The sequence below is a fragment of the Mesorhizobium sp. M2A.F.Ca.ET.043.02.1.1 genome (assembly GCF_003952405.1).
Lineage (GTDB): Bacteria > Pseudomonadota > Alphaproteobacteria > Rhizobiales > Rhizobiaceae > Mesorhizobium.
This window is the reverse complement of the sequence record NZ_CP034445.1, coordinates 5,972,106-5,995,457: the sequence shown is the minus strand read 5'-3', so window position 1 is coordinate 5,995,457 and position 23,352 is coordinate 5,972,106. Positions and strand designations below refer to the sequence as shown.

General features: G+C 64.5%; 24 protein-coding genes. 9 read left to right on the top strand and 15 right to left on the bottom strand.

Annotation, left to right across the window (positions count from 1 at the left end; translation table 11 throughout):
• Positions 1 to 82 precede the first annotated feature (82 nt).
• Both EJ068_RS28770 and EJ068_RS28765 read right to left on the bottom strand, forming a co-directional pair.
• Positions 83 to 787, bottom strand: a complete 705-nt coding sequence (locus EJ068_RS28770; protein WP_126083278.1) for an SDR family NAD(P)-dependent oxidoreductase — start codon at positions 785 to 787, stop codon at positions 83 to 85.
• A 264-nt stretch (positions 788 to 1,051) separates the two neighbouring features.
• Complete coding sequence (locus tag EJ068_RS28765) at positions 1,052 to 2,425, bottom strand: adenylate/guanylate cyclase domain-containing protein (protein ID WP_126083279.1); 1,374 nt, start codon at positions 2,423 to 2,425, stop codon at positions 1,052 to 1,054.
• A 352-nt stretch (positions 2,426 to 2,777) separates the two neighbouring features.
• On the opposite strand from EJ068_RS28765, the gene EJ068_RS28760 reads away from it, so the two are divergent.
• Positions 2,778 to 3,110 carry a hypothetical protein gene (locus tag EJ068_RS28760; protein ID WP_126083280.1) on the top strand — a complete coding sequence of 111 codons (333 nt, stop codon included), beginning with the start codon at positions 2,778 to 2,780 and terminating at the stop codon, positions 3,108 to 3,110.
• A 170-nt stretch (positions 3,111 to 3,280) separates the two neighbouring features.
• Here the strand turns inward: EJ068_RS28760 and EJ068_RS28755 are convergent, their stop codons facing one another.
• Positions 3,281 to 3,862 carry a YdeI/OmpD-associated family protein gene (locus tag EJ068_RS28755; protein WP_126083281.1) on the bottom strand — a complete coding sequence of 194 codons (582 nt, stop codon included), beginning with the start codon at positions 3,860 to 3,862 and terminating at the stop codon, positions 3,281 to 3,283.
• A gap of 420 nt (positions 3,863 to 4,282) precedes the next feature.
• Here EJ068_RS28755 and EJ068_RS28745 point away from each other — a divergent pair, with 420 nt between their 5' ends.
• Positions 4,283 to 4,717, top strand: coding sequence for a type II toxin-antitoxin system HicB family antitoxin (locus EJ068_RS28745; RefSeq protein ID WP_126083282.1), 435 nt, complete (start codon positions 4,283 to 4,285; stop codon positions 4,715 to 4,717).
• A 104-nt stretch (positions 4,718 to 4,821) separates the two neighbouring features.
• Entirely contained in the window at positions 4,822 to 5,559 is a 738-nt protein-coding gene (locus tag EJ068_RS28740; protein WP_126083283.1) for an SDR family oxidoreductase, read from the top strand.
• 27 nt (positions 5,560 to 5,586) lie between these two features.
• Here EJ068_RS28740 and EJ068_RS28735 read toward each other — a convergent pair whose 3' ends face one another.
• Both EJ068_RS28735 and EJ068_RS28730 read right to left on the bottom strand, forming a co-directional pair.
• The gene (locus EJ068_RS28735; RefSeq protein ID WP_126083284.1) at positions 5,587 to 6,519 is read right to left on the bottom strand and encodes a LysR family transcriptional regulator; all 933 of its coding nucleotides are present in this window, start codon (positions 6,517 to 6,519) and stop codon (positions 5,587 to 5,589) included.
• 6 nt (positions 6,520 to 6,525) lie between these two features.
• A complete protein-coding gene (locus EJ068_RS28730) occupies positions 6,526 to 7,428 on the bottom strand; it encodes a S1C family serine protease (RefSeq protein ID WP_126061437.1) in 903 nt (300 codons plus the stop codon).
• A 223-nt stretch (positions 7,429 to 7,651) separates the two neighbouring features.
• On the opposite strand from EJ068_RS28730, the gene yghU reads away from it, so the two are divergent.
• The gene (gene yghU / locus EJ068_RS28725; protein WP_127253824.1) at positions 7,652 to 8,521 is read left to right on the top strand and encodes a glutathione-dependent disulfide-bond oxidoreductase; all 870 of its coding nucleotides are present in this window, start codon (positions 7,652 to 7,654) and stop codon (positions 8,519 to 8,521) included.
• A gap of 198 nt (positions 8,522 to 8,719) precedes the next feature.
• On the opposite strand, the gene EJ068_RS28720 is transcribed toward yghU, so the two are convergent.
• Together EJ068_RS28720 and EJ068_RS28715 are read right to left on the bottom strand one after the other, a co-directional pair.
• On the bottom strand, positions 8,720 to 9,265 hold the full coding sequence (locus EJ068_RS28720) for a YbhB/YbcL family Raf kinase inhibitor-like protein (RefSeq protein ID WP_127253823.1): 546 nt from the start codon (positions 9,263 to 9,265) through the stop codon (positions 8,720 to 8,722).
• Positions 9,266 to 9,531: 266 nt separating this feature from the next.
• Positions 9,532 to 10,731, bottom strand: coding sequence for a PLP-dependent aminotransferase family protein (locus tag EJ068_RS28715; protein WP_189342056.1), 1,200 nt, complete (start codon positions 10,729 to 10,731; stop codon positions 9,532 to 9,534).
• Positions 10,732 to 11,098: 367 nt separating this feature from the next.
• Between EJ068_RS28715 and EJ068_RS33540 the strand changes: the two genes are divergently transcribed.
• Positions 11,099 to 11,242, top strand: a complete 144-nt coding sequence (locus tag EJ068_RS33540; protein ID WP_245463266.1) for a hypothetical protein — start codon at positions 11,099 to 11,101, stop codon at positions 11,240 to 11,242.
• A 19-nt stretch (positions 11,243 to 11,261) separates the two neighbouring features.
• Positions 11,262 to 11,411 carry a hypothetical protein gene (locus EJ068_RS33535; RefSeq protein ID WP_245463265.1) on the top strand — a complete coding sequence of 50 codons (150 nt, stop codon included), beginning with the start codon at positions 11,262 to 11,264 and terminating at the stop codon, positions 11,409 to 11,411.
• Positions 11,412 to 11,840: 429 nt separating this feature from the next.
• Here the strand turns inward: EJ068_RS33535 and EJ068_RS33935 are convergent, their stop codons facing one another.
• From EJ068_RS33935 to EJ068_RS28680, 4 genes are all read right to left on the bottom strand, one after another.
• Positions 11,841 to 11,996, bottom strand: a complete 156-nt coding sequence (locus EJ068_RS33935) for a DUF1127 domain-containing protein (protein ID WP_126083291.1) — start codon at positions 11,994 to 11,996, stop codon at positions 11,841 to 11,843.
• 195 nt (positions 11,997 to 12,191) lie between these two features.
• On the bottom strand, positions 12,192 to 13,400 hold the full coding sequence (locus EJ068_RS28695) for an amidohydrolase family protein (protein ID WP_129555043.1): 1,209 nt from the start codon (positions 13,398 to 13,400) through the stop codon (positions 12,192 to 12,194).
• A 291-nt stretch (positions 13,401 to 13,691) separates the two neighbouring features.
• Positions 13,692 to 14,147, bottom strand: a complete 456-nt coding sequence (locus tag EJ068_RS28690; protein ID WP_127253385.1) for a GFA family protein — start codon at positions 14,145 to 14,147, stop codon at positions 13,692 to 13,694.
• A 238-nt stretch (positions 14,148 to 14,385) separates the two neighbouring features.
• Positions 14,386 to 14,943, bottom strand: a complete 558-nt coding sequence (locus EJ068_RS28680) for an isochorismatase family protein (RefSeq protein WP_128315038.1) — start codon at positions 14,941 to 14,943, stop codon at positions 14,386 to 14,388.
• 142 nt (positions 14,944 to 15,085) lie between these two features.
• On the opposite strand from EJ068_RS28680, the gene EJ068_RS28675 reads away from it, so the two are divergent.
• A complete protein-coding gene (locus EJ068_RS28675) occupies positions 15,086 to 15,613 on the top strand; it encodes a hypothetical protein (RefSeq protein WP_189342771.1) in 528 nt (175 codons plus the stop codon).
• Between the two features lie 12 nt (positions 15,614 to 15,625).
• Here the strand turns inward: EJ068_RS28675 and EJ068_RS28670 are convergent, their stop codons facing one another.
• Positions 15,626 to 16,534 (bottom strand): LysR family transcriptional regulator, encoded by a 909-nt coding sequence (locus EJ068_RS28670; protein ID WP_127253387.1) that lies wholly within the window; start codon positions 16,532 to 16,534, stop codon positions 15,626 to 15,628.
• Positions 16,535 to 16,630: 96 nt separating this feature from the next.
• Between EJ068_RS28670 and EJ068_RS28665 the strand changes: the two genes are divergently transcribed.
• On the top strand, positions 16,631 to 17,869 hold the full coding sequence (locus EJ068_RS28665; protein WP_127253388.1) for an MFS transporter: 1,239 nt from the start codon (positions 16,631 to 16,633) through the stop codon (positions 17,867 to 17,869).
• A 167-nt stretch (positions 17,870 to 18,036) separates the two neighbouring features.
• Here EJ068_RS28665 and EJ068_RS28660 read toward each other — a convergent pair whose 3' ends face one another.
• On the bottom strand, positions 18,037 to 20,052 hold the full coding sequence (locus EJ068_RS28660; RefSeq protein ID WP_127386389.1) for an amidase: 2,016 nt from the start codon (positions 20,050 to 20,052) through the stop codon (positions 18,037 to 18,039).
• A gap of 381 nt (positions 20,053 to 20,433) precedes the next feature.
• On the opposite strand from EJ068_RS28660, the gene EJ068_RS28655 reads away from it, so the two are divergent.
• Positions 20,434 to 20,535 carry a putative RiPP precursor gene (locus EJ068_RS28655; protein WP_112130457.1) on the top strand — a complete coding sequence of 34 codons (102 nt, stop codon included), beginning with the start codon at positions 20,434 to 20,436 and terminating at the stop codon, positions 20,533 to 20,535.
• A 140-nt stretch (positions 20,536 to 20,675) separates the two neighbouring features.
• On the opposite strand, the gene EJ068_RS28650 is transcribed toward EJ068_RS28655, so the two are convergent.
• Both EJ068_RS28650 and EJ068_RS28640 read right to left on the bottom strand, forming a co-directional pair.
• Complete coding sequence (locus tag EJ068_RS28650; protein ID WP_127253712.1) at positions 20,676 to 21,863, bottom strand: hypothetical protein; 1,188 nt, start codon at positions 21,861 to 21,863, stop codon at positions 20,676 to 20,678.
• A 625-nt stretch (positions 21,864 to 22,488) separates the two neighbouring features.
• On the bottom strand, positions 22,489 to 23,262 hold the full coding sequence (locus EJ068_RS28640; protein ID WP_127253711.1) for an exodeoxyribonuclease III: 774 nt from the start codon (positions 23,260 to 23,262) through the stop codon (positions 22,489 to 22,491).
• Positions 23,263 to 23,352: the final 90 nt, after the last annotated feature.

The following is a 23,352-nucleotide window of genomic DNA, read 5'->3' as shown; positions in this document are numbered from 1 at the left end:
ACTTGACTATTTTTGGGGGTATTTCGCTTCGGTTGCAGGGTGCGGGCGTGGAGGTGCCGGTGTGGAGCCGAAAGCCGACAATTCACCACGGCAAGCGCTTGCCATCGCGAAAGAAGCCGCCGGTCGGGCCGTCGTCGGGCAAGGTCGCGGCCCAGACGATGCCGGCAGCGCCTTGCGCCACCGGGCGTCCGCCCGGTCCGCCCATGTCGGTCGCGACCCAGCCTGGACAGATCGCATTGACGAGCACGCCCGAGCCGCGCAATTCGGCCGCCACGATGCGGGTCAGCGCGTTGAGCGTCGCCTTGCTGGTAGAATAGGCCGGCGCGCCGGCGCCCATCGAAGCAAGCGAGCCTCCTTCCGACGAAACATTGACCAGCCGGCCATGGCCGGAGGCGCTGAGCAGCGGCGCAAAGGCGGCTGCGACACGCCAGGCGCCGAAGACATTGGTCTCGAAAGCCTCGCGGATCACTGTCCAGTCGGGCTGGAGCGCCTGCGCCGACGGGTCGTAATGGATCGCGGCGTTGTTCACCAAAACGTCGAGCTGGCCGAAGCGGCGCTCGACCTCTGCCGCGGCGCTCACGGCCGCTTCAGGCGCGGCGACATCCAACTCGATGGCCTCGACCTTGCCGCCGAGCTTCCTGGCCGCCGCCTCGCCCTTGGCGAGATCACGCACGCCGATGAGCACTGTGAAGCCGAGTTCCGCGAGCTGGCGGGCCGTTTCCAGGCCGATGCCACGGTTGCCGCCGGTGACCAGGGCCACCTTGCCGGAATTCTTGGTGTTGGTCATTGCTGCTGTTCCTTCAATTTCCTCTTACCGACAGCCAAGATGGCATCGATCACGCCGACCGATTAAAGCGCCGAATTGGCGCTCATTGCGCAATGCAGTTCATGAACGGGCGCGGTCTTTGTTTCTGCGCAATTCCGGACGGAAAACCGCTACGGACTTTTCCTGGAATTGCTCTAGGGCCGAATGGTCCCAACTCGGCTGGAGGACTTTACTGGCCGGACCGACAGCAGATTGGCGGGCGTTTGGGATGACCTGGCGGTACGCTCAATCGAAACCGATCCAGATGTAGCCATCCTCCTCGCGGCACGGAAAGAGGTGCAGCGGAGCCCGGTTCTTTGAAATATCGCCGAGAATCTCCATGCCGGCCGAAGTTCCGTCCTCATTGAGCGCCTCGCACCACCTTACGATTTCGCCTGTATCCAGATCGAATCCGCTGTGATGCCAGCGACACACCAGAGTGCCGTCCTCGCCGAAAATGCTCGCCCGTCCTGCGTGGCCGTTGGCCCGCAAGCCAGTCTCGAAGAATGGCAACTTCAAATGCGGGCAGGCATTGTTAAAGGCATAGACGCGCCCGCCCCTGCGCAAAATCACGGCATAGAGCGCCTGGAACTCGATGACTTTGTGGTCGCCATCCTTCAGTTCGCTCGTGGCAACCGTCCGATGCCAGGTCTTGCCGCCCAGCTGCATAGTCTCCCGCGCGCCTTTTTCGTTCAGCCGGCGCTCGGCTTCAACCTTCAGCTTCTTTATCTCGTACAGCGTAATTCGGTCGGAGGTACCGCGCAAACGCACTCGAATGAAATCGGATATTTCAACCTCACCCTTGACCTGTTCATAGAGCGTCTCGGTAATCAGGAGGCGGGTTCCGGCCTCCTTGTTGGCCGCTTCCACCCGGCTCGCCACATTGACCGCATCGCCGATAGCCGTCAGGCGCTCGTTGCCGGGCGATCCGACCGAGCCAATCACCGCTTCGCCCAGATGCAAGCCCACGCGAATATCGAACTCGATGCCATACATCGAGGCAAAAAAGGGCTTCAGCCGATCGACCGTGGCAAGGGTCTGCAGGGCCGCATTGACGGCGCGCACCGGTGCATCGTCCTGGCCCTGCACGCCGAATATCGCCATAAGCCCGTCGCCGACGAACTTGTCGATGTAGCCGTCGTTGAGCTCGATGACTTCAGCGACCTGAGTGAAATACCGATTGAGCAGGTACATGACGTCGTAGGGCGTCAAAGTTTCGGAGAAATGGGTGAACCCGGCGACGTCGCTGAAGAAAATGACGACCGACTTCAGCTCGCCCGCACTGGTGGACCTGTGCGGGAGCAACTGACTGGTCATTCGCAGGTCGGTCTCGTCGAGTACGAGCCTGCGGAAGGTGATGTCGGAGTCAGGTCTGAGCTGGCATGCCAGGCGTACGTTGTTGCCAAGCCCCAACCGCTCCACGAGGGCGCGCTCCGGCGCGGTGCGCTCCGGGCAGCGGTCCGCGCCGTCGAGGATCCAAATCCGGCAGGTCGAGCACTTGGCCTTGCCGCCGCAAGCGCAGGCGATCGGGACATCTGCCCGGCGAGCGGCTTCAAGGACAGATTCCCCGAGCGCCGATTTGATCGATATGTCGTCGGGCAGTGACAGCAACGTAGGCATCGGAACTGATCTTCCAGTACTAAGTGGCGCCAGACGCTGGTGTTAATAACAGGTCTGTCAGCCGGACACCGTTTTGGCCTCGTTCCGGCGACATTAGCCCAGCAGCGGCTCGGACGCCATCGTCGAGTCCGATAGTCCGCCTGGGTCGGTCGGAAGGCGCGTTTCGCGTCGGGTTTTCACCAGCAGGCAGCCCCCGTTCCACGGGCGGGGAAATGCCGGACACAATCCGGAAACAAGATTCAACAATCCGGAAAAACTAGCGAAAAAACCCGCTGTCATAAACGGCACCGGAGCAGCCGAGCGATTGCGGCGCGCGACAACAGACATCGATCTTAACCAAGGATTGCCGATTATGAAAAAGACCCTTCTTTCCGCACTCGGCCTTGCCGTCGCGCTCGCTTTCGCGGTGCCATCGCTGGGCACCACCGAAGCCAACGCCGCCGCGACGACCACGACCACTGCTCCGGCCGCGACCACCGAAGCTGCGAAGCCGGCAGCGACCGCCGCCAAGCCGGCCAGCAATGGCCCGCACAAGAAGCATCACCGCAAGCATCACCGTCACCACGCCCGTAAGCATCATCACGTGAAGAAGCACGCGAAGCATCATGCCAAGAAGCATCCCGTGAAGAAGCACCATGTGCGCAAGCACCATGCGAAGAAGCATGCTGCGAAGAAGGCCGCGTAAGGCCAGAGGCGTTTCGAACTTCATGACCGGATGATCCCGGACCGCTTCCAAAGGGTTCAGGATCGTCGCTTCCCGAAAACGCCGCCCTCCCTTCCGGGCGGCGTTTTTTGGTTGCCTTAGTGAGGCATGATCTTCTCCGAAAACCGGCAACCACTTTTCGGGATCATGCCTTACTTCTTCTGCGGATGGATGGTGTCGCCGCGCTTCAGCATGGCCACCAGATCGGCGATCTTCTTCTTGCGCCCCGCCTCGGTCTTCATGTTGTTGGTGCGGAAGGCGAGCGCGAAGCGGTTTTGCGCCGAGAGCTTTTCCAGCATCGCTTTCGCCTTCGGCTCGGCATCGATCGCGGCCTGCATCATCTCCTTCGAGCCGGCATAGGCACGGTCCCAGCGGCCGTCGGCCTTGGCAGCCTCGACCTCGCGCAGGCCGTGCTCGGTCATGCGGCCCGCCTCGACCAGGCGCGCGACATTGTCGATGTTGATCTTGCTCCAGATGCTCTTTTTACCGCGCGGCGTGTAGCGCTGCAGGAAGCTCTTGTCGTCGAGCGACTTGCGCACCGCGTCGATCCAGCCGAAGCAGAGCACGACGTCGACCGCCTCCTTCGGCGTGATCGAGGCGAGGCCCGAGCCGACCTTGTGGATCTTGATCCAGACCTCGCTTTCAGAGGCGTGGTTGTCGGCCAGCCAGGCATGGAAGCTTTGCGCATCGGGGAATTCCCGGACCTTGTCCGGATCGACCTTGATCGGGGCCATTGTCACCTCGTTTTTCGCCGCCAGCAGTGTCGACGATTCCTCGGCGATTGTAGCGAGAGCTGGTGCCAGTTTCCGTCAACAGGCGTTAGGCTGGTCTGGCGGATTCCTCTTTTCGAATTGATGCGCTAACCCAAGACAATTTCTCCTAATTCTCCAACGACTTGAACAACCCCACACTTCTGTTGACTTCCACAGATGTGTGGAATACGCTATCTTTTATGAACGCAAGCGAATTCCGGCGCTGGCTCGCCAAGCAGGGATGCACCTTTTGAAACCCACCGCGGTGGGAGCGGTCACCTGACTGTTCGTTTTAAAGACAAGGTCTCGCAGCTGCCGATGCATGGCGGCGGCAAGGAGCTTGGAACGCGTCTGGTCGAGAAGATCAAGAAGGATCTGGGCCTGAAATAGAGGAGACCGTGTATGTGGTATGAAGTCGCTCTCACGCCCGACGACAACGATACCTGGCTGGTTACGGCGCCTCAATTCGACGAGGTGGTCTCGTATGGCGGCACAAAAGAGGAAGCCTGCCGCAATGGACGCAATGCCATCGAGGAAGCCATCGCCGCCCGAATTGCGCATGGGGATGATATCCCCTTCCCGCTCAAGGAAACCAAGGGCAAGGGATGGTTTGTGGAAGTCCCGGCGCTCGTCTTCCTGAAATCGGCTCTCTACATGGCCTTGAGGGAAAAGGGCTGGAGTCGGGCCGATCTGATGCGCGAGCTGAAATGCCAACGGGAGCATGTCGATCGGCTGTTCCGGCTCGACCACAATTCACGGCTCGACTCGCTCGAGGAGGCGTTCAAGGCGCTCGGCCATCCGCTGCGCTTTGACATGGAGTTCCACAAGGCCGCCTGACTTTGCCGGCGAGCCTGGGCGGCCGATCCATCATCGGGCCTTCCGATACCACTATCGGCTTCTTCCGTTTCCGCTTCGCGGGTTGGCCTGCCACATGACCGTCCATGCAAAGGAAAGGCATGGACATGGAAAAGATCCTGATCGTCGGCGGCAGTTCGGGCATGGGGCTGGCGCTCGCCAGGCGCTGCCTCCAGGAAGGCGCGCACGTCATCATCGCCGGGCGTGGCGAAGCGAAGCTGGATGCTGCGCGGGATGGGCTCGGCCGGCCGGGAGCGCTCGAAACGGCGGTGGTCGACGTCAGCCGCGAGGATGAGGTCGCGGCGCTGTTCGAGCGCATCGGCCGGCTCGATCATATCGTCAGCACCGCGGCCGCGATCGAAGGCGCCTACCGGCTGTTGCCCGACATCGAGCTTTCGGCCGCGCAGCGAGTGGTGGAGAGCAAGTTTTACGGGCCGCTGCTGCTCGCAAAGCGTGGGGCGCCGAAGCTGCCGCCGACAGGCTCGCTCACCTTCGTCACCGGTATCGCGGCCTACCGGCCGGCAGCGCGCGGCTCGGTGGTCGCCGCCGTCAATGCGGCGCTGGAGGGGCTGGTGCGAGCCTTGGCGGTCGAGCTGGCGCCGATCCGCGTCAACGCCGTCTCGCCGGGCTGGGTCGACACGCCGATTTGGGAGTTCGTCGCCGGCGACCGGAAGGGCGAGACTCTGGCCGCGATGGCTGAGCGGTTACCCGCCGGACGCGTCGGAAAGCCGGAAGACATCGCCGATGCAATCCGCTTCCTGATCGGCAACGGCTTCACGACGGGAGAGACGCTGCATGTCGAGGGCGGCCACCGGCTGGTGTGACCGGCGCGAAGCCCTCTCCTGCAGCGGCTATTTGTTTTTGCGCAATTCCGGACGGAAAACCGTTGCACACTTTTCCTGGAATTGCTCGAACAGCGCCTTCAGCGACGGCGGCAGGACGCGGCGGCGACGCCAGACCATCACGATGTCGGCGGAACGGACCGGGCCGGGCCAGGCAAGCTCGGCCACCTCGCCGCGATCGATCGCGGCGGCGACCGCCAGCCGCGGCACGAGGCCAAAGCCGGCGCCGGCCGCCACCAGTCCGGCGATGGCGTCGATGCTGCCGGCTTCGGCGGCCAGCCTTGGCTTGCCAAGCCCCGCTTCGCCGAACGCCTTGTCGACCATGGCGCGGTAGACGCAGCCGGTCTCGGTGGCAACGAAATGCTTCTCGGCCAGCGTCGCCAGGTCGACATCCACATGGTTGTCGCCAGGCGGCGCGATCAGCGCCAGCGGCTCGACCGCCACCACGCGCCTGGCAAGGCGCTGGTCGGATGCGCTGGTATCGAGCTCAGGCGGCCGCTCGAAGCAGAAGGCGACATCGATCTCGCCATCGCTGAGCCTGCGCAGCAAGTCGCCGCTGCCGGCGATCCGGAGCTTGATGTCGATGCCGGCATGGGCGGCACGGAAACGGGCGAGCCATGGAGCCAGCCTTGCCGAGGCGATCGTCTCCAGCGCGCCGATCGACAGGCTGCCTGCCATGTCGGCTTTGGTGGCATCGACGGCGGCGCGGGCGGCGTCGGCAAGCGCCAGCAGGTCCTCGGCATAGGGTTTCAGGGCCTCGCCCGCCGGCGTCAGGGTGAGCCCCTGCCGCGAGCGGGTGAACAGGCCGGCTCCAAGCTCGGTTTCCAGCGCCTGGATCTGATCGCTGACGCTCGACTGGGCGAGATTGACCTCCTGCGCGGCGCGCGTGACGTTGCCCGTCCGCGCGACCGCCAGAAAGGTTTTCAGCAGCCTTGGATGCATCCGGCGCTACTGCAGTTGCGGCTTCTTAAGGAAGGAATTGCGGTCGGCGGATTTGACGCGCAGCCAGGTCTCGCGGCCGTCGCGCACGACGCGCAGCGGGATTTCCGAGCCGGCCGGATTCTGCCAGAGTTTCCTGTAGAAATCGGCCAGGCCGTCCACCTCACCGTCGCGCACGTCGGAGATGATGTCGCCCTGGCGCAGGCCCGCCTTGGCTGCCGGGCCGCCTTCGGCGACGCTCATCACCACCACCATGCCGTTCGACTCTGCCGAGAAGGCGCCGAGCCACGGACGCGGCGCTTTCGCCGCCTGGCCGCGCTTGATGAGATCATCGAGGATCGGCGTCAGAAGATCGATGGGCACCACCATGTTGATGTCGGCCACCTCGCCGGCGCGGCTCATCTGCAGCCGCAGCGAGCCGATGCCGAGCAGCTTGCCGTCGCGGTCGAACAGCGCCGCCCCGCCCCAGGACGGATGCGCGGGCGCGATGAAGATCGCCTCGTCGATCAGATATTCCCAATAGCCGGCGAATTCCTGCTTGGTGACGATGTGGGCGTCGACCTGCTGGCCGATGCCGTCGGCAAGCGTCACCGCGTCACCGATATTGGCCTTCCTGGCATCGCCGAACTGGACAGCCGGAAGGTTGAGCGGCGACAGCGCCTGCACGAGGCCGAAGCCGGTCTCCTGGTCGTAGGCCAGCGCATGCGCGGCGACCACGCGGCCATCCTGGTCGGTCAGCCACACTTCCTCGGCCTCGGTGATGAGGTAGCCTATCGTAAGCACAAGGCCATTGTCGCGGATCACCACGCCGCTGCCCTCGCGGCGCGTGCCCAGCGCATTGGCGGTGAAAGCGTCGTCCGGAACCGTGGCGCGCACGGCAACGACGGAGCGCGAAATTTTCTCGACGGTCATCGATCCATCCTGCGTTGCGGGTTTTGTTCTATAAGTATGGCCGAAGGAGCGCGGCGCAAGGGTGGATTTTCCCGTTGCGGGGCTGGCACAAGCGCTAGTTCAACGAAGGTTGAACTTTTTTCTTTGACGCGCGCGCAACCGCACCTAAGTCTATCGGCATCGTGGCAGATTTCCCGCCCTTCACGAAACGCTCCGCCCTGCGCGAAACACAAGGCCTCCCGACATGGACCAATATATCCCGCCGAAAGTCTGGACCTGGAACAAGCCCAATGGCGGCCAGTTCGCTTCGATCAACCGGCCGATCGCCGGTCCCACGCATGAGAAGGAGCTGCCGGTCGGCAAGCACCCGTTGCAGCTCTACTCGCTGGCCACGCCCAACGGCCAGAAGGTGACGATCATGCTCGAGGAGCTTCTGGCGCTTGGCCACACCGGCGCGGAATACGATGCCTGGCTGATCAAGATCGGCGACGGCGACCAGTTCGGCAGCGGCTTCGTCCAGGTCAATCCAAACTCGAAGATCCCGGCGCTCATGGACCACAGCGAGCCGAAGCCGGTGCGTGTGTTCGAGTCCGGCTCGATCCTCACCTATCTCGCGGAAAAGTTCGGCGAATTCCTGCCCACCGAGCGCGCGGCGCGCGCGGAAACCTTCTCCTGGCTGTTCTGGCAGATGGGTTCGGCGCCCTATCTCGGCGGCGGCTTCGGCCATTTCTACGCCTATGCGCCGCAAAAGATCGAATACGCCATCGACCGCTTCGCCATGGAGACCAAGCGGCAGATGGACGTGCTCGACCGCCGGCTGGCGGAGAGCGAATATCTCGCAGGCCCGGACTACACGATCGCCGACATGGCGGTGTGGCCATGGTATGGCGGGCTCGCCAAGGGCCGCAGCTACAATGATGCCGCGCAGTTCCTGTCGGTGCATGAATACAAGAACGTGCAGCGCTGGGCCGACGCGATCGACGCGCGGCCGGCCGTGACGCGCGGCCGCATGGTCAACCGCATGTCCGGCGATCCGTCCTTCCAGCTGCGCGAGCGCCACGACGCCAGCGACTTCGAGACGAAGACGCAGGACAAGTTGGAAGCGGCGGAGTAACCGCCGACATTCGTCATCCTCGGGCTTGACCCGAGGATCCATGCCGTGACGCGCGCCGAAGGGCGCAACGGAGCAGAATTCTTAGCCGTTTCAACGCCTTAGCGTAACGGCATGGATCCTAGGGTCTGCGCGCGTCGCTTCGCTCCTTGCTTCGCCCTAGGATGACGAAGGCGAAGGTCGCCGGGAGATCAACTGTAGCTACCTCCCATACGTATACGTCACCGTCGCCTCGCCCAGCGCCGAACTCTTGGCGGCGACGGAGACCATATCCGGCAAGGGATTGTCCGGTATGCGCAGCGTCTTGTCGCCAAGCGCGTAGAGCGTGAAGACATAGTGGTGCTGGCCGCTGCCGGGCGGCGGGCATGGGCCGAAATAGCCTGCGCGGCCGACGCCGCCCTTGCCCAGCACCGAGCCCTTGGGCATGCGCTTGCCGCCCTCGGCGCCGGCGCCCTCACCCAGGCCCTTGGCGCTGGCCGGGATGTTCCAGGCCAGCCAGTGCCAGAAACCCTTGCCGCCATTGGCGTCGGTATCGAACATGGTCAGCGCATAGCTCTTGGTGCCGGCCGGCGGATCCTTCCAGGCGAGCGCGATCGAGACGCTCTTGCCGCCGCAGCCGGCCTTGTCGCCGAGATATTTCGCATTCCATTTGCCGTCGGAGACCGACGGGCTGGAGATCTCGAAGGCCTGGGCCTGGGTGGCGAAGGCGACGAGGGCAAGCATGGTGAAGCCGAGGCGCAAACTCATCCTATCCTCCCTGAACAATCCAGCGTAGCGCAAAAGCAGCCCGAAAAAGGGCAGCCGACGTGGTGGCCTGCTCGGACAACGAAAAAAGCCCCGCCGGTGGAGGCCGTCGGGGCTCTTTCGTACGGACCATGGAGGTGGGACCCCAGGGTCGGGTCGATCCAGGGGGTGTTGGATCGGCCGCGACCCTAGCCGAGGAATGGGCTGCGCGGACAATCACGCCTGCGCACTACCAATCACGCTTGCGCGAGGCGGCGGTGATAGAAGGCCTAACCCCGCAGCAGCTTCGCCAGCCGCGGCACGCCTTCGTTCACCGCGCGGTCGTCGGCAAGGGTGAACGACATGCGCAGCGTGTTGCGGCCGGTGCCGTCGGCATAGAAGGCGTTGCCGGGCACGAAAGCGACGCGCGCCTCCTTGACCGAACGCGCCAGAAGCTCGGTGGCGTCGGCGCCTTCCGGCAGCGTCAGCCAGACGAACATGCCGCCTTCCGGGCGGCTCCAGGCAATGCCGTCGGGCATGTTGGCCTCGAGCGCGCCGAGCAGCGCGTCGCGCCGCTTGCGGTAGGCGTCGATCAGCTTTTCCACCTGGGCGTCGAAGATGGTGTCGGCGACGCGATGCATGACCATCTGGTTGATCGAGGGGCTGTGCAGGTCGGAGGCCTGCTTCATCAGCACCAGCTTCTCCACGACATGGCGCGGCGCGCAAACCCAGCCGACGCGCATGCCGGGTGACAGGATCTTCGAGAAGGACCCGCAATAAAGCGTGCGGGCATGATCGATGCCGCCGGAGCGGGCGCAGTCGAGCGCCAGGATCGGCGGCACGCCCACGCCGTCATAGCGCAACGCGCGATAGGCGGCGTCCTCGATGACGGCGATGTCGAGCTCGCCGGCGAGGTCGAGCACCGCCTCGCGCTGCTTGACGTCCAGCGTGTTGCCGGTCGGGTTGGCGAAATCCGGCACCAGATAGGCGAATTTCACCTTACCGCCATTCACCGCCGCGGCGGCGCGGTAGGCCTCGGGCGTCATGTTGCCGCCGGCGGTGTTCAGCCGGTCATAGCGCGGCTCGTAGGCGTTGAAGGCCTGCAGCGCGCCGAGATAGGTCGGCCAGGTGACCAGGGCCGTGTCGCCCGGCGACAGGAACAGCTTGCCGAGATAGTCGAGCGCCTGCTGCGAGCCGGAGGTGATGAAGATGTTGCCCTCGTCGCATTGAACGCCGAGCTTGCCCATATAGGCGGCCAGCCATTTGCGCAGCGGCAGATAGCCCTCGCTCACCTGGTATTGCAGCGCGGTCCCCGCCTCCTTGCCGCCCAGCACCGCCTGGTAGGCGTCGCCGATGGCCTGCGCGGGAAACAGCGACGGATCCGGTATGCCGCCGGCGAAGGAGATGATGTCGGGCTGGTCGAGCAGCTTCAGCAGCTCGCGGATTTCCGAGGCTTTCATGCGCGACGAGCGCGAGGCCAGAAGGTTCATCAGGGTCAAGGCGCACCTCCCGAAGTGCTTATTTAGGTCAGCTTGGTTGACCTATTATCAGGCCACATCGACCGCGTGAATACACAAAACGGTCATGGCGCATAGGCGAGGCGACATTTGGCCCACGGATTTCCGCAAATGCTAATGGAAAATTCGGTCATCGGCTCCCGGCAGATGGCGGATGGCAGATTGCCGTTATATTAGAAAAGGTGCATATACTCCAAGCCGGAGCCTCGCTGCGGTTGAGCCGCCGTCGGCCGTGTTGCCCAGGCGGTCCACAGACCAGTCAAATGTAAGGAGAAACAGGCACGTCCGTGCTGCCCTCATCATTGGGTGGCCGAGGCAGTGATATCTGGAGGAGGATCCCATGAAGGTTACCATACTGGCGAGTTACGAACCCCATGCCGCCAAGGGGCTCATGCAAGGATCGAACCGGGAAGTTGCAATCGCGGCGCTGTTTGAAAGCGTGGGCGGGAAGATGAACAGCCTGATGTTCACGCGCCGCTTATGACGTCATCGTCAATGGCGAGGTGCCGGACCAGATTGCCGGGATGGGGATGACGCTTGCCGTGCGCGCGAGTGGCTCGGTGAGCGATCTCGTCGTTCTCGAAGAGCTCGACATGAAGGCGGTGATTGCGGCAGCCAACAAGGCCGCCGGCGCCTACAAGCCGGCGGGCTGATGTCGCATCGAAGGGAGGACGCCATGACCGCCTATAACGTAGTCCGTTTTCGCACCAAGCCGGGCAAGGAGAAGGCCTTCGTCGAAGCACACGAAAAGGTCTCGCTGAACGCCAAGGGCTTTCGCAAGGGCGCCCTGATCAAGACCGGCGAGCGCACCTTCTGCATGGTCGGCGAATGGAACGACATGGACAGCCTCGCCGCGGCGCGCCCGATGATGATCGGCATTCTCGACACGTTCCGCGATATGCTCGAAGACCTGGGCAGCGATCTCGGCGTGACGGATCCGGTGTCCGCTCGGTCGTTGCGGAGATATAGGCTGAAGGCGCCCCCGTCTGGCGCCGGACGGACCGCCTTACGCGGCCAGCCGGCGCCGTCGACAACAAGCGCCGCGAGAAGCCGGCGCACTGCGTGGCGCCTTGGCGCTCGTCTCAGAACGGCAACCGAATCTCGTCGTCCTGCGCGGCCTGCGGCCAGCCGATATCCTTGCGGATCTCGGGCGGCAGCTCGTTCAGCTCGCGCGTCGTGCGGCGGCGCTTGCTGGCCTGCGCGAAGGCGGCGCGAATCCGGTTGAGACTTTTGAACATGGAAAGCTCCCATAAATAGGCGGCGCAAAACCGGCGCCTCCTCTTCACCCGGCGCCGCTTTTGCAATGCGTCTGTAACCGGTGGATTGCGCGCGAACGGTGAAATGCCTCACGAAGCCGGAGCAGCCTGAAACATATGTGTGCAAATTAATTCGGGGGATCGAGCATGCGGCCCCAGGGCGCACGCCCGGTTGTGCTACGCGGTCACCTTGCCATTCCGCGCCACTTCCTTGCCCGCGCGATAGACGGTGCGATCCTTCGGCACCGCCACCACCGCTTCCGGGACATGCTCGGCCCTCAGCGCGACAAAATCGGCTTTGGCGACGACGGCGATGCCGTAGCCCTCCAGCCCCAGCGCCTTGGCGCCGGCATGGCTCACAACGTCGTAAGCTGTTTCCAACTCCCGATCCTCGTAGAAGCTGGAGCGATAGCCGATCATATTGGCGCGGTTCAGCATGTCGCCATCACCATAGGGCCACCAGGAATCGCGGATGTTGTCGGAACCGGCGAACACGGTGACGCCGGCCTTGCGAAGCGCGGCCACCGGCGGAAAGGCATGGTCGCCGGGCGCGTTGGTCATGATGGAGACGCCGGCGGCGGCGATCCTCTCGCCAGCCCTGGCCAACGCATCGGCGGAGATGTCGCCCAGCGCATAGGCGTGGCTGACGGCGACTTTGCCTTGCATGCCCGACGCCGTGGCACGGGCGACGATCTCCTCGATCTCGAAGAGGCCAAGCGTGCCGCGGTCATGCAGGTGGATGTCGATGCCGGCGCCGCGTTTTTCGGCAAGGCCGAACATCACATCGAGGTGCCCTTTCACGTCGCGGTCGAAGCTCGCCGGATCAAGCCCGCCGATCAGGTCGCAGCCGAGCTTGAGCGCCTCGTCGAGCAGTTCCGCCGTGCCAGGCGAGGACAGGATGCCGCTCTGCGGGAAGGCGACAAGCTGGATGTCGATCAGGTCGCGATATTTCTCCCGCACGGCGAGGATCGTCTCGACATGCTTCAGCCCGACCGCGGCATCGACCATGACATGGCTGCGCATGGCGAGGCTGCCATGGCCGACGCAAAGCTCGAGCTGGTTCTTCGCGCGCTCCGCCATGGGTGTTGCCTGCTCGAGGTTGCGCATCTGGAAAGCGACGCGCTCGCGCACGTCGAAGCCGTTGGTGCAGGGAATGTGCGGGCGCCAGGCGTCGCCGTAGAAGGAGGTGTCGAGATGGATGTGGCCCTCGACGAAGGCTGGCAGCACGAGCTGTCCGGCGAGGTCGACGGCGCCGTCCGTCGGCGGCGTCGTGTTCGCCGCAGGCGCCACAGCGCTGAAGCGGCCGCCCTCGACAGTGAGATCAACGACCGTGCCGTCGGCGAGCCTGGCGTTGAGGAAATGAGTCTGGTTCAAGATGCATCCCATTGAAAGTGAACGCATCAGTGGTCGTCGCTTGGCTGGCCAAGGTCAATGCGGGATTGGATAGAAAGTGTTTCGCCCTTGCCTTCTCCCGTTGTGGAAGAAGCCAAGTACAACGCCTGTTATATACCGCTTTCGCGTAAGTTTCAGCGAGCGGCAAATGTGCCATGGTGAAGTCTGCGGTATGAGGCCGCCGTGGTCGACGCGGACGCCCAAGCACATCCCCAACAATGCGCCCCCAACGGACGCGTCGACCATGAACAGAATGCGACGGCGACCTTGCCCAGGGTCGCCGTTTTACTTTTGCGCTCCGGCGTATTCGGCGACCAGCCCCTCATATTCCTCGAAGGCAGGCAGCGCTTCGTAGCTGTGCACGGCCGGTGTCGCCGCCCAGGGCAGTTTCTCGGCCGTCCAGGTCTCGATGAAGGGCGCGAACCAGGCATGGTCGTCGAGCATGGTCGGGCGCAGATTGACGAACCAGTCGATCCCTTCCGGCCGCGTGAACATCCAGGTCATGCAGTAGCCGCAGAAATAGTGTTTTGAGGCGCCATGCAGGTCGCCGATCACCGGCTCGCCCTTCGTCATCTCGAAACCGTCCGAGGGGATCGCCGCGCTCAGCGAATAGGCGCTGGACGACATACGCTGGCAGCCGGTGCAGTGGCAGGCCATGGTGAGCAGCGGTTTTGCCGAAATTTTCAGGCGCACGCGGCCGCAGCGGCAACCTCCTTCGGCGGGAAGAGCGAGGGCGGGCAAGATAGGCTCCTTGGGTTGGATCGTCTGATCGAGGCTTCACTGACAAATGTCGGCGGGACAGCGCCCCTCTCTGTCCTGCCGGACATCTCCCCCACTTGGGGGGGAGATCAGACGTCGCCTTGGCTTTCGCCAATTTCCGACGCCGCAGAACAAAACAGGGCGCCAGGACAGCCAATCTCCCCCCTTGTTGTGGGAGAGATGTCCGGCAGGACAGAGGGGGGCGCGAAGGAACGCGGCCTTAGTTATTAGCCGCAACCAGCTCCGCCGTCGTCGTCATGCGCGCGCCCTGGCCGGCAAAGGCCTCATTGTGGCGGGCGATGATGTCGGGCGCCTTCTCCTCGAGCGAATCCAGCGTCGAATGCGCGTCGGAGACCACGGTGACGGCCAAGCCCTCGGCCAAGGCGCCCTTGACGGTTGCGGCGACGCAGAAATCGGTCTGGGCGCCGATGAGCACGACATCCTTCGCGCCCTGCCCCGCCACCCATTCGGCGAGTTCGGGATTGGAGAAGGCGTTGCCGATTTTCTTGCCGAAGGTCGGCTCGTCGGCCGCCTGGCCGAGCAGCGGCCAGACCGGCCAGCCGGAGGCGCCCGGCGCGAGCGGATCGCCCTCCGGCCCGTCATGGCGGATGAACGCCACCTTGCGGCCGGAGCGCCGCGCCCAGTCGATCAGCGTGCGCGAGCGCTCGGCGATGGCGTCGGCGTCATGGATCGGCGGGTCGAAACGACCGTCGAACATGCCGGTCTGCAGGTCGATGACGATGAGCGGCGCGGCGGCGGAGGGAGCGGCGTTCGGCATTGCGCGAGGATAACGTGGGTGTGGGCTAGGTCAAGGCCGAGGCAGGAGCCAGCAAGCAGCAACTCGCGTCAACACATACGCAATTTTCAGTTGCATTGATAAATCATTGCAACTAGTGTGATCACAGGATTGGGGGATGACAATGGATGAACAATACACCGTGTTCCTGATCGGAGGGGGCACGGGAGGTGACGAGCAGGCGGTGTTCACGCCGCAGAATGTGGGGACTCGGTGCAGGCTCACCTGCAGCTATCGCGACAAAGTCATCGTTGCCGAGGAAGACGATTATTTCGAAGCCCTATGCCAAATCCGCAAACAGCTCGAAGTGGATGGAATACTGCCCTTTTGTTATGGCGCGAGCGCGAATGTTTTCCCTGAAGGCACCGTGACAGGGATGAGTCGTGGATTGGTGGTCTGCAAAGTGAAAGCGGGGGAGCGTCCCAAGGAGAGCGACTTAGTCAATATATTTGACAAAGGTTACGATGTGATGCCCGTGTTCGTCTCCATGCAGCAGCAGTTTTGGGATTCGTGGCTCGCCTCCCTGCCCCGATCGCAAGACCCGGAAATAGCGAACTCGACGGACGTTGCGGCCCGCTCCCTCTGGCAATCTCTAACACTTGGGTTTGCCAAGATGCTGAGATCGGTTTTTCCACGGTCAGGGGGGAGATAACGCGCCTGGCTTTTACGACATCAGCGGCATCGGACCCTTCAGCGCCTCGGCCAGCGCGTCGCGGAAGACCGCGATCGGGCGCGCCAGCCTGCCGGCCGGCGGGCGGTGGAGCAGCCAGCAGCGGACCTGCGGCTTGAAGCCGGGGCAGTCGACCACCTCGACCGCGTCGCGCCATTGGCTGCCCGACAGCGCGCCGGGCGTGACGACGCCAATGCCGTGGCCACGAGCGACCAGCGACATTCTCAGATCCGCGCCCTGCGCCTCGACGCCGACATGGAAGGGCAGCCGCGCCGCCTCGAAACGGTGGCGGATGAAGGCGCGGAAGCCGCAGCCGGTTTCGTTGAGCACCCAAGGGTAGCGCGCGAGATCATCGAGCTCGGCCGGCTTCGGCACGCCGAGGCTTGGCGAGGCCACCAGCAGCACCGCCTGCACGCCGAGATCGTCGCCGACGAGTTCGGGCGTCGGCGCGACGCCCTCGGCGAGGCAGACGGCCACCGCGTCGATCTCGCTGTGCAGCACCTGCTCCACCAGGCGCGGCGAGAGGCTCGAGGTGATCTTCAACGTAAGTTGCGGGAAGGCCGCGCGAAGACTGTCGAGCGGCTCGGACAGCGCGCTGGTCGAGAGATAGGGCATGATGCCGAGGCGAAACTCGCCACGCACCTCGCCCGCCGGCGAGACGCCCGCCTTCAGGTCTTCCAGCGAGCGCAGAACGCGGCGGCCATGCTCATAGGCCTCGCGACCGGACGCGGTGGGTTTGAGCGGCTTCGACTGGCGGTCGAGCAAGGGCGTCGCCAGCCGCTCCTCGAGATTCTGCACGCGACGCGTTACGCCGGGCTGGGTGAGGTTGAGCCTCGCCGAAGCACCGACGATCGAGCCGGTTTCGACGACGGCGACGAAAGCTTCAAGGTCATGGATGTTCATGCGCAACTCGCATAATCATTATCAGGTCATTTCAATTGTAGCATTATGATTGCTACGAATAAACTCCTCGCGAAACATGCGGACAGCGAGGCCACCATGAACGGAACAGACAATGTGAGGATCACTACGGCCGAGCTCGTCGAACGGCCGCGACATACCGACGGCAGCACCATCACCCGGTCACAGACCCTGCTGTTCGCCGCTTCGGTCGGCATCATCGTCACCAATCTGTTCGCGCCGCAGACGCTGGTCGGGCTGATCGGCCCCTCGCTCGGCGCCGCGGCATCGAAGAGCGGCCTGGTCTCGATGGCCACCCTGCTCGGCTATGCGGCCGGGCTGTTCTTCCTGGTGCCGCTGTCGGATCTGGTCGAGAACCGCGTGCTGGTGCTGCGCATGCTGTGCGCGGCCGTGTTTGCGGCAGCGGTCGCTTCTTTCGCGCCGTCCGCCACCTCGCTGCTGGTTGTGCTGTTCATCCTCGGCGCCGCCTGTTCCTGCATCCAGGTGCTGGTGCCGGTGGCGGCCTCGCTGGCGCCGCCGGGCCAGGAAGGGCGCGTCATCGGCGACGTGATGAGCGGGCTGATGATCGGCATCCTGCTGTCGCGTCCGATCGCCAGCCTCGTCGCAGACGCTTTCGGCTGGCGCGCCTTCTACGGCATCAGCGCCGCGGCGGTGGCGCTGCTTGCCATCCTGCTCGGCCTCACCTTGCCGAGACGGCGGCCGCTGGCGCAGGCGCGCTATGCGGGGCTCATCGCCTCGTTGGTCCGGCTCCTGCGCCAAGAGCCGGTGCTGCGCCGCCGCGCCTTCACGGCGAGCCTGGTGATGGCCGCCTTCAGCGTGTTCTGGACGGCGGTGGCGCTGCGCCTCGCCGCTCCGCCCTTCGACCTAGGCCAGAAAGGCATCGCGCTTTTCGCGCTGGTCGGCGCCGGGGGCGCGGCGGTGACGCCGGTCTTCGGCCGCGCTGGCGACCGCGGCTTTACGCGCTCCGCCACGGTCCTCTGCCATCTCGTGCTGATCGCGGCGCTCGGGCTTGCCGCATGGGCGGGCGCGGCCAAGGCCGGCGGGGCGTGGCTGCCGCTCATCCTCATGGGCGTCAGCGCCGTGCTGCTCGATATCGGCGTCACCGGCGACCAGACGCTGGGCCGCCGCGCGGTGAATCTCCTGCAGCCCAAGGCGCGCGGCCGCATCAATGGTCTGTTCGTCGGCATCTTCTTCATCGGCGGCGCGATCGGCTCGCTGCTGGCCGGCCTCGCCTGGGCGTGGGCCGGCTGGAACGCGGTGTGCGCGACAGGCGCGGTATTCGGGGTGGTGGCGCTGGTGGTGGATTGGGTGGAGTAGCGCAATCTTTCCCTTCTCCCCTTGTTTGTGGGAGAAGGTGGCCGCGAAGCGGCCGGATGAGGGGTGCTCCAGGGAAAGCCAACGTCTCACTCCGCTGGAACACCCCTCATCCGTCTCGGCGCTGCGCGCCGATCCACCTTCTCCCACAAGGGGAGAAGGAGAGCGCCTCAGCCAATCCCGCCCGTCACAACATAGGCCCCGCCGACTATCCCATCCGGCGACTTCGCAATGGCCGTGACGATCGAGCCATATGAACCCCGCCAGACGCTGTGGAAACCTTGATGCGTCGCGGCGGGCACCACGATCCGGCCGGTGTAGCGATTCCCGCCGGCCCGCATGATCACCGGCTCGCCGTTGACGTAGACTTTCACGACCGTTTCCGGCTCCGCCCGCTCGATCTCCAGCGCGATCGTGATCTCGTCGGTGTCACCGGCGGGGACCGTTTCGGCAGTCAGCTTCAGGGCAAACGGCGCGTCGCTAGCGCCCCTCCTCACACCGCTGCCCGCCGCAAACACATCATCGGCAAGCGCGGGCGTGCGCGGCGGGGCGGTGCGGCGCTTGGTGGCGCGCTCATAGTCGCCGGCAATCATCAGCAGCGCCGTGTCGTCATAAGCCTTGCCGGCGAAGGTCAGGCCCACCGGCATGCCGATATCGGCCATGGCGCCCATCGGCACCGTCACCGTTGGGATGCCCAGATGCCGCCAGACAAGATTGCCATTGGCGACCCAGGTGCCGTTGCGCCAGGCGAGCCGGGCGGAGGCCTCGTTCACGTCGGCATCGGCCGGCCCGACATCGGCCACCGCCGGCAGCACCACGGCATCGAAGCGGTTGGCATCGAGCCACTCCTCGAAGTCGACGCGGCGCGTTGCCTCGAGGCCTTTCAGGCCTTCCCCTATGGCTGGGATATCTTCCAGTCGCGCCACGCCCCGCTTCGCCCGCTCGACATACTGCGCCAGATCGAAATCGGCCTCGCCGTAACGGTCGCGCAACGCGCCCGGCGGCTGCGGGAAGATCTTTGCGCCGTCGACCGAAGCAAGATCGGGGATGGCCGGGTCGGCATTGGCGCGCAGGAAATCGTCCCACGACCAGATCGACAGGTCCCAGATCTCGCGCTCGGCGAATTCCGGCGGCACCAGCCCACGGTCGACCATGGAGCGGGCGCCGGGACGATCGCGCTCGTAGTTGGAGACGACGGGGAAATCGACCTCGACCACTTCGGCGCCGAGCGCTTCCAGGTCGCGCGCCGCCTGCCGCCAAAGCTCCAGCACCGAGGCGCGCGTCTCGATCGGCCTGTCGGCGCCGTCATCCTTGCCGATATACATTTTGGGCACGCCCAGCCGCTTGCCCTTTAGCGCGCCTTGCAACGGAAGGGCGGTGTAGCTCGCCGGCCGCAGCGTCGAGACTTTCGGGATATCCACCCAGGGCTGGACGCGCCAGAAATCGCCGCGCGCCTTGGCATCGTCGGCGACGATCACGTCGAGCAGCACCAGCATGTCGGCGATGCTGCGCGTATGCGGCACCACCACATCCATGGTCGGCACCAGGGGCCAGTTGCCGCGCACCGAGATCACGCCGCGCGAGGGCGTGTAGGCGGTGAGCGCATTGTTGGAGGCGGGCGCGCGGCCGGACGACCAGGTTTCCTCGCCGAGCCCGAAAGCGGCGAGGCTGGCGGCGGTCGCGGTGCCCGAGCCGTTGGACGAGCCGGAGGCGAAGGCGGCGGTGAGGAAATCCTTGTTATATGGGCTCTCGGCGCGGCCATAGACGCCGCGCTGCATGCCGCCATTGGCCATCGGCGGCATGTTGGTGAGGCCGATCAGCACCGCGCCCGCGGCGCGCAGTTGGGCGATGGTGAAGGCGTCCTCCGTGGCGACGAGATGCTCGAAGGCGGGCGAACCCGCGGCGACCGTCAGGCCCTTTACCTTGTAGCTGTCCTTGGCGGTGTAGGGGATGCCGTCGAGCGGTCCGAGCGCCTCGCCCGCGCGGCGACGCCAGTCGGACGCTTCCGCTTCCCCGAACATGTTCGGGTTGAGGACGGGCACGGCGTTCAGCGTGATGCCGTGACGATCGTAATGGGCGATGCGCCGCAGATACGCAGCGACCAGCTCGACACTGGTGACGGTGCCCTCCTCCAGCGCGCGGCGCAGGTCGGCGATCGAGGCTTCGACGAGGTGGAGGGTGGGCATGGCACGTACCTTGGACTTGGCGGCCGGAACCGATCGAGGGGCCGCGTTCCGTCACACCCCCTCTGCCCTGCCGGGCATCTCCGCCGCAAGGGGGGAGATTGATGTCACGATCGCTTTCGCCAATTTCCGGGCTGGAGTGTAAGCCGGCGCATGCTGCTGACCCCCTGAGGGGGAGACGGCCGAGCTTTGCCAAGACTAAGTGCGGGACATCATCGAGGCGAAGAATGTGGCTCGATAGAGAACCTTACGACCCTGCCGGCCCACGACTGTGCGCGGAAAGCCACATTGCCCAGGAATAGCTGGACTGAACGGAAGGCGCATTGGTTGACAGCACACGATGTTATGGGATCATCCGGCAGGGATTTTGCAGGAGAGCTTGGCATGAAGAAAGTCTACGAGAAGCCCACTTTGGTTCTTAGAGGCAGGCTTGGGGCGATCACCGCCGCGAATGCGCCTGTGGTGTTGTCCAACCCGCCGCAATAATGCAAGGCATCCGCCGAAGCAGGAGCAAACATTCCTTGGCGTGATGGAATTCCAGAACGGCGTGCGGCCTCTTCCGGCCCCATTGCCGGGACAAGATGCCGATGGCAGTCCGCCGAAATGCCAAAGGGTGTCTACGCCGCTCAGCGCGCCAGCACTAGATCGTCCAGCACGAGCTGCCAGTGGTGCCTGGTGGAAACGCGCACACGCGTCACAGCCTTCAGCATGGGCGCGTAGTGAACCGGCGCCAATGCCGATAGCACCACCTCATCGCTGGCGACGAGTTCGTCGCCCAGCCAGCTTTCAATCAGCGCCACCTCGCCTTCCGATCTCAGCCAGGCGGCGGTCAACATGACCGAATGAAAGCCGAAGGGTGTGCTGCCGCCGAACTCGGCTGGGTGGCCGCTGCTGGTATAGGCTGCGTGGTTGCCGCGGATGCTGCCGTTGAGATAGCCTTCGCTCTCCTTGACGTAGTTTCTAGCGATGGCGTTGATGTTGCGCCACTCCAGGCCGGCATGGCCAGAAGGCACTTTCTTGAAGTCGAGTGATGTGACGTCGTCAAACCCGATCCGCGACAGCACGGCCTCGTCGGCGATTGCGTCCGGCCTCAGTTCGCCGAGGTCGGTCGGATAGGGACAAAGCGCCAGACGCCGCCCGATATCCGGGCCCGAAATCTCCAGTGTGTCGGCCACGTCCGGGAGGTCGAAGTGGAAGCTGCCTGCCGCAAGCGGCATGGTCTGCAGCAGTTCGCCCTTGCCCATCACCTTCAATGTCGCCTGCGCCGATGCCGGGGTCTTGCCGCGCAGGCTGCGCCCCGGGACCAGCCCGACAAGTCCAGGCAGATCCTCTCCCACCAGGCCGGCGGGCGACCCCGGCAGTTCGACCAGCCGCAACATCTGGCTCTCATTGCCCGTGCTGACGCGCCATCCCTTGGGGACGGACACCGAAAACCGGTAGAGTCCAGGCGCGCGGAGGCTTGCCCACCGCTTTCTGGTCGACATGAGGAAGTTGGCGAAGCCGGAGCTGTTGCTGGTGGCCGAGGTAATAAACGCGCCCTTGTCGTCGAACACCCGTACGACAATGCCGCCCATCGGCCGGTCGGCCTCGCCGAACCTGCCGTCGCCGTCGACATCCATGAAGACGAAGGACGAGTAATTCAACGCGTGGTCGCTTGCCGACCAATTGGCGCGGGCCCGATAATCGTGCGCGGGATCGGCGCTGCGGCGCAGCTTGCGCCGCTTGCGGCGCCGGCGTAGGGCGAGCGCAATGAGCGCGATGGCCCCCGCAACCACGAGAGCCGAGACGAAAAGGACAAGAGCGTTAGCAGCCACAGGCGCCGCGCTCCTGGCCGCGCAACCGATTGCCGGCGATCAGTATCGCCAGCGCCGGCAGCCTGTCAGTCGGTCTCTTCATCGGTCTCCCCCGCGCCTCTCGCCGTCCGATGGCGGCAGGCGGCCAACATCCTAGCCGAGCCTTCCGCCGTGGCTAAAGCATGTCTCTCGAAAGTGGGAACCGGTTTCGGGATAAAGACATGCGTAAAATCAAAAACCTAAAGCGCATGGAGCGAATCTGAAAGATCGCGACGCGCTTTAAGTGCCGGACATCACAGAGAGGCGATAAATGTGCCTCGATAGATCCTCCCGGCGATATATTCCGAACGCGGCTCCAGCCGCCGCGGCCATCACACTATTGGGCGGCGGTTATTTCAGTAGAACGCTGTCCCCAGAAACAGAACGGCCCGTCCTGGCCGCTTACTTGACAGGAACTCGTCGTATGAGATTATCGGACGGAATTTTCGAGGAGAGCAATCGCATGAAGAAGACTTACGAGAAGCCTGTTTTCGTCCGCAAGGGCAAGCTTTCGGCGATTGTGGCCGGTTCGCCGGCTCCACAGTGATCGAGAGCCCCAAAGCCTGATCTTTCAAGAATCCCCGCCACGGCGGGGATTTCTGTTTTCTCACCCCAGTTCCACCCACACCGGCGCGTGGTCGCTGGGATTGTCTCCTCCCCGCACCTCGCGGTCGACGCCCGCCGCTTTCAGCTTTCGCGCCAGCTTCTTCGACAGCAAGATGTGGTCGAGCCTGAGTCCCGCGTCGCGCGGCCAGCGGTTCCGGCGGTAGTCCCAGAAGGTGTAGAGCCTCTCTTCCCTTGGAAAGACCTTGCGCAGCGCGTCGGTCCAGCCCTGGCCGATCAGCGCGGCGAAAGCGGCGCGGCTTTCAGGCTGCACCAGCGCGTTGTCGTCATAGGAGCGTGTCTCATAGATGTCGCGAGGTTCGGGCACGATGTTGAAATCGCCGGCAAGCGCCACCGGCAGGCCGGTGTCGAGGAGCTCGGCCGCATGCGCGGCGAAGCGCTGGTGCCAGGCGAGCTTGTAGTCGAATTTCGGGCCCGGCCTCGGGTTGCCGTTCGGCGCGTAGAGGCAGGCGATGACGACGCCGTCGACCGCGGCCTCGATGTAGCGGGCCTGGCGGTCGGCATCGTCGCCGGGCAGCGCGTCACGCGTCAGCACCGGCTCGGCGCCGCGCGCTAGGATCGCCACGCCGTTCCAGGTCGGCTCCCCCTTCCACACCGCGCCATAGCCGGCGTGCGCAAGCCTGGTCAGCGGGAACTGCGTGTCGCGGGATTTCAGCTCCTGCAGGCAGACGACATCGGGTTTGGCGGCGGCCAGCCAGGCCAGAAGGTTTTCCAGCCGGCTGTTGATGTTGTTGATGTTGAAGGTGGCGAGTTTCATGTTTGGATGCCGCCGCTTCGCGCTTCGTCATCCTCGGGCTTGACCCTAGGATCCTGTGTGTTGGTTCTGGTGTATGGTTGAGGTGGGAAG

Bases quoted from the DNA above. Each gene is read 5' to 3' on its own strand.
- EJ068_RS28655 (WP_112130457.1), top strand. From the start codon at position 20,434: ATGAAGAAAGTCTACGAGAAGCCCACTTTGGTTCTTAGAGGCAGGCTT.
- EJ068_RS28765 (WP_126083279.1), bottom strand. From the start codon at position 2,425: ATGCCTACGTTGCTGTCACTGCCCGACGACATATCGATCAAATCGGCG.
- EJ068_RS28695 (WP_129555043.1), bottom strand. From the start codon at position 13,400: ATGGGATGCATCTTGAACCAGACTCATTTCCTCAACGCCAGGCTCGCC.
- EJ068_RS28740 (WP_126083283.1), top strand. From the start codon at position 4,822: ATGCAAAGGAAAGGCATGGACATGGAAAAGATCCTGATCGTCGGCGGC.
- EJ068_RS28660 (WP_127386389.1), bottom strand. From the start codon at position 20,052: ATGCCCACCCTCCACCTCGTCGAAGCCTCGATCGCCGACCTGCGCCGC.
- EJ068_RS28720 (WP_127253823.1), bottom strand. From the start codon at position 9,265: ATGAGTTTGCGCCTCGGCTTCACCATGCTTGCCCTCGTCGCCTTCGCC.
- EJ068_RS28770 (WP_126083278.1), bottom strand. From the start codon at position 787: ATGACCAACACCAAGAATTCCGGCAAGGTGGCCCTGGTCACCGGCGGC.
- EJ068_RS28730 (WP_126061437.1), bottom strand. From the start codon at position 7,428: ATGACCGTCGAGAAAATTTCGCGCTCCGTCGTTGCCGTGCGCGCCACG.
- EJ068_RS33935 (WP_126083291.1), bottom strand. From the start codon at position 11,996: ATGTTCAAAAGTCTCAACCGGATTCGCGCCGCCTTCGCGCAGGCCAGC.
- EJ068_RS28680 (WP_128315038.1), bottom strand. From the start codon at position 14,943: ATGCCGAACGCCGCTCCCTCCGCCGCCGCGCCGCTCATCGTCATCGAC.
- EJ068_RS28715 (WP_189342056.1), bottom strand. From the start codon at position 10,731: ATGAACCTTCTGGCCTCGCGCTCGTCGCGCATGAAAGCCTCGGAAATC.
- EJ068_RS28735 (WP_126083284.1), bottom strand. From the start codon at position 6,519: ATGCATCCAAGGCTGCTGAAAACCTTTCTGGCGGTCGCGCGGACGGGC.
- EJ068_RS28745 (WP_126083282.1), top strand. From the start codon at position 4,283: ATGTGGTATGAAGTCGCTCTCACGCCCGACGACAACGATACCTGGCTG.
- EJ068_RS28760 (WP_126083280.1), top strand. From the start codon at position 2,778: ATGAAAAAGACCCTTCTTTCCGCACTCGGCCTTGCCGTCGCGCTCGCT.
- EJ068_RS28640 (WP_127253711.1), bottom strand. From the start codon at position 23,262: ATGAAACTCGCCACCTTCAACATCAACAACATCAACAGCCGGCTGGAA.
- EJ068_RS28755 (WP_126083281.1), bottom strand. From the start codon at position 3,862: ATGGCCCCGATCAAGGTCGATCCGGACAAGGTCCGGGAATTCCCCGAT.
- EJ068_RS28665 (WP_127253388.1), top strand. From the start codon at position 16,631: ATGAACGGAACAGACAATGTGAGGATCACTACGGCCGAGCTCGTCGAA.
- EJ068_RS33540 (WP_245463266.1), top strand. From the start codon at position 11,099: ATGAAGGTTACCATACTGGCGAGTTACGAACCCCATGCCGCCAAGGGG.
- EJ068_RS28670 (WP_127253387.1), bottom strand. From the start codon at position 16,534: ATGAACATCCATGACCTTGAAGCTTTCGTCGCCGTCGTCGAAACCGGC.
- yghU (WP_127253824.1), top strand. From the start codon at position 7,652: ATGGACCAATATATCCCGCCGAAAGTCTGGACCTGGAACAAGCCCAAT.
- EJ068_RS28675 (WP_189342771.1), top strand. From the start codon at position 15,086: ATGGATGAACAATACACCGTGTTCCTGATCGGAGGGGGCACGGGAGGT.